Genomic DNA, 12,928 nt, shown 5'->3' on the forward strand with positions numbered 1-12,928 from the left:
CAACCAGGTACCGTTGTACAGAAGGTGAATAGCAATGGCATATGAAGACCTTATCAAGTCCATAGAGTCTGCGGCGGATGAAAAAAATCGGGAGGTTCTCCGGGATGCTGATCGGGAAATAGAGGCAATTCTTCGGGAAACCGAAACTGAACTCTCGGCTATCCATGCTCAGTACCTGGAGAAAGCAAAACGAGATCTGGCTCTTGAATCTAACCGACAAAAATTTCTTGCAAAACAGGAAGTTAAACGAAAGGTAAGTTCCGTCAGACAACAACTCATACATGAGGCTATTGATAAATCGTTGCAGAACATGGCCAATATAAGGTCTGACTCGATGTATGCCTCTTTATATGAGCGTCTTGTTGATGAGGTTATCCGGTCACTTGCCGGAGAACAGATAGTTCTTCATATTGATCCAGCTGATGCAACGTTATGTGAAAAAGTCCTTCACAAAAACGGCCTTGATTATCGCATTGAAAAGGATTTGCGGACCATTGGTGGTTTGTGTGGAACATCTGCAGATGGCAAAATCCGTGCTGATAATACCCTGGAAACCAGGTTATCAAAAATTCAGGAACAATCAACCCTTGAGATCATCACCCTGATTCTTGGAGGTCCTGATGGATAACGGCTATGTGAATGCCCGAATCAGGGGTATGTATTCACGGCTGCTTGATAAAGGGAGCCTGAGCAATTTAATTTTAAAACCTGATATTTCTAGCCTGATTACAGCTCTTGAAGAAACGACATATCGGGAAGATTTGGAACGTGCTCTTGTTGGAAAACCAGGTTTATCTGGGATAGAAGATGCTCTCAGACAGAATCTCATCAGGACGATTCAAAAAATAGCACGGTTTTTAGAAGGGGAAAAGGGAGAGCGATATATTAAAATCTTCTCATCCCGGTGGGATATTCATAATCTTAAAACAATTCTCCGGGGAAAGAGGATCTATGTTCCTTCCATGCAAATCCAGGAAAACCTGGTTCCTGCTGGAGAATTTGATGAGTCGCTTCTTACCGAACTTTTAAAGCAGCCGGATATAAAAGGCGTTATTGATCTTCTTGCAACTTGGGATGTTCCTTATGCTTCTCCTCTTACCACTGCATTTCCGGAGTATTCCCGTGTATCGGATCTTATCATTCTAGAAAATGCACTTGATCAGTTTTATTATGAGCAGGCCCGTTCCCTTGTGAGTGGTAAATCTGAAGATGAACGTATTATCCGTGATTTAATTGCAACCGAGATAGATCTTATAAACCTTAAGTCTGTGTTGATGATTGTCAGGGATAATATCGATACAGAGGATGCAGATCAGATTCTTATCGAAGGAGGCAGGGTATTTGATCGCAAAAAACTCCGGGTTATGCTGGACCTTGGGTCAGTACCCAGTGTTGTTGAATTCCTTGAAGAAACTCCATACCGTTTTTTGAGTGATTTACGAAGCACTGAAGGTGATAACCTCAAAATATCTGCGTATCAGCATCTCCTTGATGAATACCTGATTCGGCATGCTATCAGGTTGTACCGGGGCGATCCTCTTTCTGTTACGATTGTAATTGGGTATATGTGGGCTAAATATACCGAAATTATGAATTTGCGGATAATTGCACGATGTAAAAATGCTCTGATCCCTCCAGAAGATATGGAGGCGGAGATGGTGTATGTATAAAGTCGTCATCATCACTGATCCTGAATCAGCAACCGGATTTCGCCTTGCCGGGTCTGATGTCCTGGAGGCTGAAGATTCAGTTACAGCATCACGACTGTTATCGTCTCTGCTTCATGAGGACGAAACGGGTATTATTGCAGTTCGTGAAGATTTTCTTGCAAATCTGGATAAAAGCCTGTATGAAGAGATTGAACGGTGTTATCACCCGGTCATTATTCCGATTCCTGCACCCCGGAAAGGCGACGAAGTGAGCGGGTATGTTGAACGTCTGCTCCGGAGAGCGATAGGATATAATGTGGTGATGAGGAGTTAACATGATAACCGGAACAATTGCCAGAATTTCAGGACCGGTAATTACTGCACGGAATATGACCGGATCGCGGATGTATGATGTTGTATCAGTGGGGAAGGCGGCCCTTCCTGGAGAAATTATCCGGCTTGAAGCAGATGAGGCAGTTATCCAGGTCTATGAGGATACAACCGGTCTTATGATCCACGAACCGGTGGAGAATACGGGAGTTCCTCTGTCTGTAGAACTTGGCCCAGGTTTACTGGCATCTATTTATGACGGAGTTCAAAGGCCTCTTCCTGCCCTGTATGCAAAGAGCGGGAATTATATTAGCAGGGGCATCATGGTTCCCGGGCTTGACCGGGATAAAAAATGGGCTTTTCATCCGGTCAAAAAAGCAGGGGATGATGTACAGTCAGGTGATGTAATTGGAACGGTCCAGGAGTTTCATCTTGTTCATTCAATTATGGTCCCACCCGGAGTTACGGGTACAATTAAAACCATTTCTTCAGGAGAATTCACTGTTGTCGATACCGTCTGCATCCTTGAGGATGGGACAGAATTATCCATGCTTCAGCGGTGGCCGGTAAGAAAGGGAAGGCCCTTTATCAAGCGACTGGATCCGGAGGTTCCCCTGCTCACCGGCCAGCGGGTCTTTGATACGATGTTCCCCCTGGTGAAGGGTGGGACTGCCATGATTCCGGGCGGGTTTGGAACCGGGAAGACAGTATCGGAACAAACCCTTGCAAAATGGGCTGATACCCAGGTGGTTGTTTATATCGGATGTGGTGAGCGGGGAAATGAGATGACTGATGTGCTGACTGAGTTTCCGGAACTGACCGATCCGAGAACCGGTTACCCGCTGATAGAGCGGACGATCATGATCGCAAACACCTCAAATATGCCGGTAGCTGCCCGTGAAGCGTCTATTTACACCGGAATTACAATAGCAGAATATTACCGGGACATGGGCATTGATGTCGCACTTTTAGCAGATTCGACCTCCCGGTGGGGAGAAGCACTCCGTGAAGTCTCCGGAAGACTTGAAGAGATGCCGGGAGAAGAAGGGTATCCTGCTTATCTTGCAACCCGTCTTGCTGCTTTTTATGAACGTGCGGGACGGGTTATCTGTGCAGGTTCTGAAGAAAAAACCGGTTCGGTAACGATTATTGGTGCGGTATCACCTCCGGGAGGTGATTTTTCTGAACCGATAACCCAGAACACTCTTCGGATAGCTGGAACTTTCTGGGCTCTCGATGCAAATCTTGCATATCGCCGGCATTACCCGTCAGTGAACTGGATTCGGAGTTATTCCCTGTACCTCGAGGATGTTGAGGACTGGTTTTCAGAACAGGTTGCCCGTGACTGGTACCAGTTCAGGGGTCGGGCAATGTATATTCTGCAAAAAGAAGTTGAACTTCAAGAGATTGTGCAATTAGTCGGACCAGACGCTCTTCCGGATAAGGAAAAAGTAGTCCTTGAGATTGCTAAAATTATTCGTGAAGATTTCCTCCAGCAGAGTGCTTATAGTGATGATGATTCATTCTGCCCGCTTGAAAAGCAATACTGGATGCTGAAAGTGATTATCTGGTATTATGATGCAATCAGGGCTGCAATGAGACGGAGTGTTCCACTTCGTCAGCTTCTTTCAATCCCAGCCAGGTCAGAGATAGCACGGATGAAAGAACAGAAAGATTTGGGCCGGTTAAAAGCGCTCAGTGATCTGGTGTGGGAACAGACTGAAACCCTGGAGGTGCAGACATGCAGCACGGCAGCCTGATTACAGTGGATTATCAGACGGTACATTATGTATCAGGTCCTCTCATCTTTGTTGAACGGCCAAAAGAGATCTCCTTTGGTGAGACTGCGCAGATTGTTCTTCCGGATGGAGAGATAAGGACTGGTCAGATCCTTGATATTGCTGAGGATATTGCTATTGTTCAGGTCTTTGAAGGGACCAGGGGTATTGATAGTCACGTGACAACCGTCAGGTTCACCGGCCAGTCTCCTCTTATTGATGTCTCGTATGATATGCTTGGCCGGGTGCTGAACGGAGTCGGGCGGCCACGAGACGGTGGACCGGCAATTATTCCCGAAGCCAGGCTTGACATCGCTGGAATGCCAATTAATCCCTATTCCCGTGACAAACCCGCAGAATTTATTCAGACTGGAATCTCTGCAATAGATGCACTTAATACACTTGTCAGAGGTCAGAAACTCCCCATTTTCTCAGGTGCAGGGCTTCCCGCTAACCAGCTGGCTGCCCAGATAGCAAAACAGGCCAAAGTCCTGGGAGAGGGAGAAAACTTTGCAGTGGTTTTTGCAGCGATGGGTATCACCTATAAAGAAGCTTCATTCTTTATGAAAGAGTTTGAAGAGAGTGGTGCCTTAGAACGGGTCGTTTTCTTCTTAAACCTTGCCGATGATCCAACCATCGAACGGATTGCAACCCCCCGGTGTGCTCTTACTGCTGCTGAGTTTCTGGCATATACACATAATCTGCATGTCCTGGTCATTCTGACTGATATGACCAATTACTGTGATGCCCTTCGAGAAATCTCGACTGCTCGTGAGGAGATTCCGGGAAGGCGTGGATATCCTGGGTACATGTATACCGACCTTGCAACCATTTACGAACGTGCCGGACGTATCAAGGGCTGCACCGGATCAATCACCCAGATTCCGATTCTGACCATGCCGGATGATGATATCACTCACCCAGTTCCTGATCTGACCGGATATATTACCGAAGGGCAGATTGTGTTATCCCGTGACCTGTTTAGGAAAGGGGTTAATCCACCTATTGATGCCCTTCCCTGCCTCTCACGGCTTATGAATCTTGGTATCGGGCCTGGAAAGACCAGAGAAGATCACCGGAATGTGGCAGATCAGCTCTATGCTTCCTACGCCTATGGACGGGACCTTCGAAGGCTGGTTGCTATTGTTGGAGAGGAGGCACTTTCAGAGCTTGATCGGAATTACCTGAAATTTGCGGACCATTTTGAGAAGCGATTTATCTCACAGGGAAATGTGGAGCGAAGTATTGAGACAACCCTGCAGGTTGCATGGGAACTTTTCAGCTTGTTGCCTGACCAGGAACTGAAACGAATAAAAGAAGAATACATCGATAAATATCGGACACTTATCATCTCCGGAGGATAGACCATGGAGCAGGTACACCCAACCCGGATGGAGCTGATGAAAAAGCGGTCCCAGATAGTGCTGGCAGAGCAGGGCCGTGATCTCCTGAAAGAGAAGATGGAAGCTCTTATCCAGGAATTTTTTAAGATAATGGTCAACTTTTCTGAGTCAAGAGAAGGGCTCGAACAGCTTGCCGTAGAAGCTGATATTGCCCTTCTGGTAGCGGAAGCCGTGGACGATCCAGTTGCAGTGAAATCTGCTTCGTATGCAACCAAAAGGCAGATCATGGTTGATATCTCTGGAAAAAATATTATGGGCGTCCCGGTTCCGGTGATCCAGAAGACGAGTGTAGCCCTGAATGTGATGCAGCGGGGGTATGGGCTTATCGGTACCAGCAGCCGGATAAATGAAGCGGCTGAAAAATTCGAATCCGAGTTGGATATGATAATCAGACTTGCCGAGACTGAGACTACGCTTCGCCGGCTTGGAAATGAGATCCAGATGAACCGGAGACGTGTCAATGCTCTTGATCAGATTATTATTCCTGAATTGAAAGATCAGGCTAAATATATCCGGTTCAGTATTGAGGAGCGGGAACGAGAGGATCTGTTCAGATTGAAAAAGGTGAAGAAACTGATAGAACGGAAGAAAGTAAAAAAGAAAATGGCTCAAGCCGGTACGAGATCAGCGTAAGTGAGTGATTATCTTTACCTTGCTCATATTCCGAGAAACTCAGCATTTTTTTGCCAAAGTTTAATTGCTTCATGCAGATTATCAAGAGCTTCTTTTGGGGTGGCACCACAGGATGCAACTTTGATATCCCTGCATTGTGAGACGTAAACTCCCTCTTCTTCCCAAATCTGGGTTGTAAGTTGATATCTTTTCATCTGCCAGACCTTGTTCGTTCTCTCTCATATATTCCCTTTCCTGCTTTTAAACTTGTCAAGCGAGAAAAATTAATATATAATCTGGTTGATTAATTCAGAATTTCCCAGAAAAAAGTATGAAATCTAATCCGATACCGGCTATTCCTGCCCCTCTTCCTTTCTATCCGGTTCCGGTCCGGTGAACGTCAGATAAGTTGCCGATGTCGATGGCGGAAGATAGGTCTGTTCAATGGAAAGACAATCTTTTGGACAGTAACTGACACAACACCCACAGATAACACACTGGAACTGGTTTAGCCTCCATGTCCGGTCAGGTTTGCTGACTTCAATGGCATCTGCAGGACAGTGCATCCGGCACAGACCACAGAATATACAATCGTCAATATTAATAACAAGGTGACCACGGGTTACCGGTGTAACCTTTGCCGGTTGGTATGGATATCTGATGGTTGCAGGTCCTTTGACAAGGTTTTTCAGGACGGTCAGGGCCATAACTCCTACTTTCATGACAATCACCGCTCCATACAGCCGATACAGGGATCAATCGTCAGCACGATAACAGGAACATCGGCAAGTTCACAGCCCGCCAGCATATGAACAAGAGCAGGAACATTCGCAAGCGTCGGCGTCCTGACCCGGTGACGGAGCAGGTTTTTCTTTCCGTTGGCCTTTACGTAATGAATGACCTCTCCCCGTGGCTGTTCTGCCCGTGCATAATATTCACCGGATGGGTTGCCTTTGACTGGTACCAAAATCTCGCCGGCAGGGATCCGGTCAATGGCATTCTCTATGAGATCCAGTGAGGTGAACAGTTCCTCAGCCCTGACCAGACATCGGGCATGACAATCCGCCTCATCTCTGACAACGGGATTAAAATCAAGTTCATCATAGGCTCCATACCCGGTGGACCGAGCATCTATTGCATGCCCACTGCCCCTTATAACCGGGCCGACCGCTCCAAGATTCCATGCCTTGTCTTTGGGAAGCATCCCGATTCCCTTGGTCCTCGTCTGGACTGTCAGATCCTCATCAAATATCCGGGTTAGTTCTGTGAAGTCAGCACGTAATCCGGGGATTTCACTCTCAATCCGTTTGAGCTCTGCTGCATCCATATCTCTGCTGACTCCACCAACCCGGTTTACTCCCTGTATAACCCGGCCTCCGGTTGTCCGTTCAAGTACATCAAGGATCTTCTCCCTGACTTTCCAGCAGTTCATGAAGAGGTTTTCATACCCCATACTGTCTGCAAAACATCCAAGCCAGAGGAGATGACTGTGCATACGGGAGTATTCAGACCATATTGCCCGAAGAAATTCTGCACGCCTTGGGATCTCAATTCCCATTATTTGCTCTACTCCCTGGCAATAGGTAGCTCCGTGAATGAAACTGCAGATCCCGCAGATACGCTCGGATATGAATACATAATCCTTGTAGTCTCGTTTTTCTACGAGTTTTTCAAGGCCGCGATGAACGTATCCGATTGAGGGGATTGCTTCTACCACTCGCTCATCTTCCAGAACCAGGTCAAGATGAATTGGTTCAGGAAGGACCGGGTGTTGTGGCCCAAACGGGACAATAATCTGTTTACTCATGCTTGTCCTCCGGCTTCTTTTTCACTACCGCAATCTGTGGTGTTCCAAACGGGTGTGGAATGCTGGTTCTGATAAATGTCCCCTTATAATCAACTGTAATTCCTGAGAAGGGAATGCCAAAGAGATCTGCTATTTCGTTCTCATACACGAATGATGCAAGATAGATTCGGGAGATACTTGGAATACTGGTCTCCTGGTCCGCTGGGATCCTGAGATGTGAAAGGGCCAGATCCCTGTCAAAGGTGTAGGTCAGTTCAAAAGTATCCCCCTCCTGTGCACAACTGATCTGGACTAGGCGGTACCCATCGTCATGGAAGGAGTGGACCCGGTGAATGAGGTCTTCGACAGTAATGGTCTCGATGTTCTGTTCTGGCTGTTTCATACGGTCCCCTCCGCTCCGGCTTTCATCGTATTTCGTTTCTGTTCAAGTATTCCAAGTGCCTGCACGATACCATCAATGATCGATTCCGGACGTGCTGCACATCCAGGAACATATACATCGACAGGTATGACGGTTGCAACACCGCCGGAAATATTGTAGCATTCTTTAAATACTCCGCCAGAACAGGCACAGATACCAACCGCTACGACAACTTTAGGATGAGGCATCTGCTCGTAGATATTCTGCACAACCTCTTTATTTATCTCGTTCACACCACCGGTAATGACAAAGATATCTGCATGTTTTGGATTTCCTGTATTGAGAATTCCAAACCGCTCGACATCATAGAGTGGTGTCAGACAGGCCAATACTTCAATGTCACAGCCATTACAACTTGAGGCATCATAGTGAATTATCCAGGGTGATTTCTGTAGGTATGACATGGTTCTCACATTATTGAAAGGGCAAAGATGTTTCCTGCTCCGGCTACGAGGGTGACAAACCAGGCACTGATCATGGCATCCTGCCATCTCACTCTTGATGTGCAGTTATCAACCAATATTTCTAGGACCATAATCACTACAATGGCAATTCCACACAGTATGAGATTATCACCAAAGAAGAGCCAGATAAATCCTAGCATTACGACAAGTTCGTAAATATGAGCAAGTTCCAGCATTCCAAGGGTCCAGCCTGAGAATTCTGTAGTACTTCCCTTCACCAGCTCCTGATGTGCATGGTGAGACGTTGCAAGGTCAAATGGAGATTTCCTGAGTTTAAATGTTAATATATAAATAAAACCGAGAAATACACCGGGTAATAGCAATATCGGAAGTCCGGGATGATTTGCCATATCACCGATGAGGAACGAGTCATTCACCTGATAGAGCCCGATAGCCGCGATAATGATCATCGGCTCGACTGCCATTAACTGGATAAGTTCCCTTTCGGCTCCGATATGGGCATATGGTGAGTATGAGACATAGGCACCAAGCACCAGGAAGACATGCCCCAGGGTAAAGGCGAAAATGACGAGCAAAATATCTCCTCCGGCGAAGAAGAGAGCTCCGGTGAATATTATGAAGATGAGATAACAGAAGATAAAGAAACTCTGTGCTCCCCAGACTGCTACCTGTTTTTTCTGGAATAATTTTCGGATATCATACCAGGGTTGCAATACAGGCGGTCCAACTCTCCCCTGCATTCTGGCTGTCAGTATCCGATCCAGTCCGGTGATAAGAATTCCGACTACCGGTGCAAGAATGATAAATAATGCTGCTGCAAGGAAGGGATTGAATGAATTCACAGGCCACCTCCGATGATAAGGATATTGAGAAGTAGGACAATCAGGAAGATACCAATTCCAACACTGATTCGTGAGAGACGTTCTTCACCAAAGATCCTGTCCAGGTAATAATTTGAGAGGGTAATTTCCCGGTTGATTCCACAGCTTCCCATAAAGACAGTTGTCTGGCTTTCCGGAATTCCACACAGGTATCGTGGTACCCTCCTCGCTGATTGAGTGAACCGGGCAAGAGAAAATGGCATGATGAGCACTAAAAAGAGCATCATGAACATTATTTCAATGTTGCTGAGTGAGATGAGTTCTGTTACAGATTTATACATGGTTAAAAGCCATGGTTCAATGAGGTACCATGAAATTATCGGGAAACCAAAACAAACCCCTATGGTAAGAGCTGATAAAATATAGAGTATGTTTTTTTCAGATTTCGGAATATGTGTCTCATCTTTTTGTTCAGGCTCACCAACTGCAATGAGTTTTCCCATCCATTTAGCCCAGAAGAAAGCGGTTATACCACTGCCATATGCGATAATAATTACCAAGAGGATACCATAAGGAGGAACCGATTCTACAAACGCATGTAATGATGCCCATTTTGAAATAAGCATCCCGAATGGAGCAAGAAACATTCCGGCAATGCCAATAAGAATCATCATGGTGATCCGGGGCATCCTGGTGACTAGTCCTGTCATGTCTTCAATATCCCTGCTGTGGATCTGGTGCTCTACCGTACCGACCGACAGGAAGAGTAGTGATTTTGCAATGGCATGGAAGACTATCAGGAGTACTGCCGCCCAGAGTGCTTCTGCGGTTCCAACCCCACAACATGCAACAATAAGCCCAAGGTTTGCAATGGTGGAATATGCAAGAACTTTTTTCGCATTACTTTGAGATATGGCAATTGCTGACGCAGCAAGGAACGTGATGCCACCGATAAGAGCAATTAAAATGCCAACAATCTGTCCTTCAAAGACCGGTGCAAACCGTGCAATAATGTATACCCCTGCCTTTACCATCGTGCTTGAGTGAAGGAGGGCAGATACCGGAGTTGGTGCAACCATTGCCCCGACAAGCCATGATGAAAATGGGAACTGGGCAGATTTAGCAAGTCCTGCAACCGCAATAAGTCCGGCCGGAATAAGAGCTAGACCAGGACCGGCACTGACAAGTTCATGGAGGCCGATAAGTTCAGATCCTCCGGTTAGAAAAATGAACAGGAAAGCAACCGGGATACATGCTCCTCCAACCAGGTTGAAGAGAAGAGCCCTGAATGCATTTTTTATTGCCTCATCAGTCTCCGGGTATCTGATCAGAAGGAATGAACAAAGTGTTGTTATCTCCCAAAAAAAGAACAACCAGAGAAGATTGTTTGAGAATACGACACCGAACATTGCAGAGAGGAATAGGAACATGATTCCAAAGAATTGTGGTCTCGTGTCTGGTCGATCCGGATGCTCTGAATGATATTCCCGCATATATCCAAGAGCATACACACAGATGAGCCCACCGATAACACCAATTATCGCAGCCATTATTCCGGAGAGCTGATCTGAGAATAATTCCGGTATATGTGCATGATCTGCGAGTGCAAGATATTCTACCGTACACAGTAGTATAAGCTGAATCACGGTGATACCAGTCACCAAATATTGCCTGGCTTTCAGACTGACGAAAATGATGTACCCGCTAATGATAATATCCCCGATAAAAATCAGGATCCCGATAGTATCTACCGGGACGGAATAAAATACCGCCTGACTGGTGACACTTTGAGCGAGTGCAACAAGAGACGCAATCCCAACCAGGACTGCTCCGCTTATTACTGCTGCTCTTCTGAAATTTTCACCTGGTATGAATACTAACAGGCCGGCCATCAGAAGAGGAAAGAGTATCAGGAAGATGAGCAGTTCCATGTATGTAACGTTTATGACCATGTCTATTTATCATTATTTATCATGATAGTTAGTAGGAATCATGGTGAATACAAAGACAATTTATGTGTTTTTATTTTTATTTGAGTTAATAAAATAGATAATTCGTGAATTGTCGATATTTTTACTCTTCTTTATCCTAAAAATGCTTTTTCTTACAGGGTGGTGAGGCGTATTCAATTTTTAGTATACATAAAAAAGATATTTGACCACTATTTTGATAAATCTAAAATATTTATGATATTTTATATATCTCTGTCCACGCAGGGAAAAATGGGGTTAATAATAGACGCAAATGCTATGATCTACGAATATATCGATTTTATAAAGGGGTGCTATTGGAAGTAGAAACAGGGGTATACAATGTATGGGGATATGTGCAAAAAGCCAATAGCGTGCCGTTATTTAAATGTCGATCATAATCACAATTGGGAGCATTATCAAAAATGGTAGTAATCATCCTATCCACCTGACCTTCACAGGTTTTCGCTCAGGAATTGAATACTGGATGAATGCCGGATGCCCGATCAAAAGTGCAGTCTGTGGTATGGAGCCTTCCGGGAGATCGAGTAATGCCAGGACATCTGGTGACCAATCTGCTGCCCGCTTTAAAATACCCGTCCAACAGGATCCCAGATTAAAAACCGGTGCAATCAGGTCCAGGTAACTTGTTGCGATAATTGCGTCTGTTGTTGCAGTCAGTTCATCATTTCCTGAGTATGTTAACAGAAGGTGTGGTGCTCCGTGTGTTATGAGATCCCTGCCTTTCTCCCATTCACTGGTAATATAGGGAAATGAAGTTCCAATCGCGAATTCATGAAGCCTTTGTTCGGTAATCATCAGGTTCATCCAGGATATTATCTCTTGAGCAATGTTTCTGATTACTTTAGTTTCATAGATAACCTGCCATCGGACTGTCTGAAGGTTCATGGCTGACGGTGCATATCGCACAATATCCAGGATCTCTTCTATTGTATCCCGCGGAACCGGTTTTTGCAGGTATTTTCTGATTGACCGCCTGTGGAGAACCAGATCCTGTATCTGTTCGGTGGAAACCGGATGAATATTTTGAGAAAGATTTGGTGGTTTTAGGTCTGGGATGTTCAGGTGAATGGCACCCTCCGGACAGAATGTTTCGCAATGTCCACATTGACTGCAGGGTGGAACGTTTGATGAGATAACGGGTTTTCTTGTTGTTTCATCCATGATTATCACGGAGAACATGCAGACTGATGAACAGATCCCGCAGGATATGCATTTTTCTATGTCAATTATAACTGAATGAGTGGGTGATGTCTGCTTCATATTTCTTAATCATTCTACCTGCAAAATATAAATCCGGATATTCATGATGGTAAATCTGAGTGAAAAAAAGTGGTAAAAAAGGGAAAAATTTAAAGCAATTTTGTCTCTTCAGTTGGTTTTGGGACTTTTACAACAAGAACTCTGAAAACTTCAGTACTCTGGTTAATCCATCGGTGCGGAATCCTGGCTGGACTTTCCACTAACTTATCTTTTGTTACCTCGGCTTTTTCATCACCGATCTCAACAATTCCTGTCCCTTCCAGGACATAAAAAAAGACGTCGACCGGTGTTATATGTTTTTTGAGTGATTCTCCTGGTTGAAGCGTAATGACAACTGTCATAGCATGGGGGGAATCATAGATCTTTCTGGCATCCACGTGGTGAGGATTGGGTCCTGAAGGAACCTGTGCTACATCGGTAATAATCAT

At 45.4% G+C, this 12,928-nt stretch carries 15 protein-coding genes; 6 read left to right on the forward strand and 9 right to left on the reverse strand.

The genetic code is table 11. From position 1 onward, the window contains the following. The first annotated feature begins 34 nt into the window (after nucleotides 1–34). From KSK55_RS13790 to KSK55_RS13815, 6 genes are read left to right on the forward strand one after another with little or no spacing between them, the layout of a single operon-like run. On the forward strand, nucleotides 35–628 hold the full coding sequence (locus KSK55_RS13790; RefSeq protein WP_218607310.1) for a V-type ATP synthase subunit E: 594 nt from the start codon (nucleotides 35–37) through the stop codon (nucleotides 626–628). Further along, complete coding sequence (locus KSK55_RS13795) at nucleotides 621–1,670, forward strand: V-type ATPase subunit (protein ID WP_218607311.1); 1,050 nt, start codon at nucleotides 621–623, stop codon at nucleotides 1,668–1,670. Before KSK55_RS13790 ends, KSK55_RS13795 begins: the two co-directional genes overlap by 8 nt. Further along, the gene (locus KSK55_RS13800; RefSeq protein WP_218607312.1) at nucleotides 1,663–1,983 is read left to right on the forward strand and encodes a V-type ATP synthase subunit F; all 321 of its coding nucleotides are present in this window, start codon (nucleotides 1,663–1,665) and stop codon (nucleotides 1,981–1,983) included. Before KSK55_RS13795 ends, KSK55_RS13800 begins: the two co-directional genes overlap by 8 nt. 1 nt (nucleotide 1,984) lies before the next feature. Next, a complete protein-coding gene (locus KSK55_RS13805) occupies nucleotides 1,985–3,739 on the forward strand; it encodes a V-type ATP synthase subunit A (protein ID WP_218607313.1) in 1,755 nt (584 codons plus the stop codon). Next, the gene (locus KSK55_RS13810) at nucleotides 3,721–5,121 is read left to right on the forward strand and encodes a V-type ATP synthase subunit B (protein ID WP_218607314.1); all 1,401 of its coding nucleotides are present in this window, start codon (nucleotides 3,721–3,723) and stop codon (nucleotides 5,119–5,121) included. Before KSK55_RS13805 ends, KSK55_RS13810 begins: the two co-directional genes overlap by 19 nt. Nucleotides 5,122–5,124: 3 nt before the next feature. Continuing rightward, nucleotides 5,125–5,793 carry a V-type ATP synthase subunit D gene (locus KSK55_RS13815; RefSeq protein ID WP_218607315.1) on the forward strand — a complete coding sequence of 223 codons (669 nt, stop codon included), beginning with the start codon at nucleotides 5,125–5,127 and terminating at the stop codon, nucleotides 5,791–5,793. Nucleotides 5,794–5,816: 23 nt separating this feature from the next. Here KSK55_RS13815 and KSK55_RS13820 read toward each other — a convergent pair whose 3' ends face one another. The 9 genes from KSK55_RS13820 to KSK55_RS13860 all read right to left on the reverse strand — a co-directional run bounded on the left by KSK55_RS13820 (nucleotide 5,817) and on the right by KSK55_RS13860 (nucleotide 12,928). Further along, entirely contained in the window at nucleotides 5,817–5,987 is a 171-nt protein-coding gene (locus KSK55_RS13820) for a type II toxin-antitoxin system HicB family antitoxin (protein WP_218607316.1), read from the reverse strand. A 138-nt stretch (nucleotides 5,988–6,125) separates the two neighbouring features. Continuing rightward, on the reverse strand, nucleotides 6,126–6,494 hold the full coding sequence (locus KSK55_RS13825) for a 4Fe-4S binding protein (protein ID WP_218607317.1): 369 nt from the start codon (nucleotides 6,492–6,494) through the stop codon (nucleotides 6,126–6,128). 5 nt (nucleotides 6,495–6,499) lie between these two features. Next, a complete protein-coding gene (locus KSK55_RS13830) occupies nucleotides 6,500–7,579 on the reverse strand; it encodes a hydrogenase large subunit (protein WP_218607318.1) in 1,080 nt (359 codons plus the stop codon). Further along, nucleotides 7,572–7,961: an NADH-quinone oxidoreductase subunit C gene (locus KSK55_RS13835; protein WP_218607319.1), complete on the reverse strand. Its 390-nt coding sequence runs from the start codon at nucleotides 7,959–7,961 to the stop codon at nucleotides 7,572–7,574. Before KSK55_RS13835 ends, KSK55_RS13830 begins: the two co-directional genes overlap by 8 nt. Continuing rightward, nucleotides 7,958–8,404, reverse strand: coding sequence for an NADH-quinone oxidoreductase subunit B family protein (locus tag KSK55_RS13840; RefSeq protein WP_214420761.1), 447 nt, complete (start codon nucleotides 8,402–8,404; stop codon nucleotides 7,958–7,960). The genes KSK55_RS13835 and KSK55_RS13840 overlap by 4 nt, the downstream gene beginning before the upstream one ends. Nucleotides 8,405–8,409: 5 nt before the next feature. Further along, a complete protein-coding gene (locus tag KSK55_RS13845; protein WP_218607320.1) occupies nucleotides 8,410–9,267 on the reverse strand; it encodes an NADH-quinone oxidoreductase subunit H in 858 nt (285 codons plus the stop codon). Beyond that, nucleotides 9,264–11,198, reverse strand: a complete 1,935-nt coding sequence (locus tag KSK55_RS13850; RefSeq protein WP_256664030.1) for an NADH-quinone oxidoreductase subunit 5 family protein — start codon at nucleotides 11,196–11,198, stop codon at nucleotides 9,264–9,266. Before KSK55_RS13850 ends, KSK55_RS13845 begins: the two co-directional genes overlap by 4 nt. A 453-nt stretch (nucleotides 11,199–11,651) precedes the next feature. Further along, nucleotides 11,652–12,401: a nitroreductase family protein gene (locus KSK55_RS13855; RefSeq protein ID WP_256664031.1), complete on the reverse strand. Its 750-nt coding sequence runs from the start codon at nucleotides 12,399–12,401 to the stop codon at nucleotides 11,652–11,654. Nucleotides 12,402–12,589: 188 nt separating this feature from the next. After that, complete coding sequence (locus KSK55_RS13860) at nucleotides 12,590–12,928, reverse strand: cupin domain-containing protein (RefSeq protein ID WP_214420764.1); 339 nt, start codon at nucleotides 12,926–12,928, stop codon at nucleotides 12,590–12,592.

The sequence above is a fragment of the Methanospirillum hungatei genome (genome assembly GCF_019263745.1).
Classification (GTDB): Archaea; Halobacteriota; Methanomicrobia; order Methanomicrobiales; family Methanospirillaceae; genus Methanospirillum; species Methanospirillum purgamenti.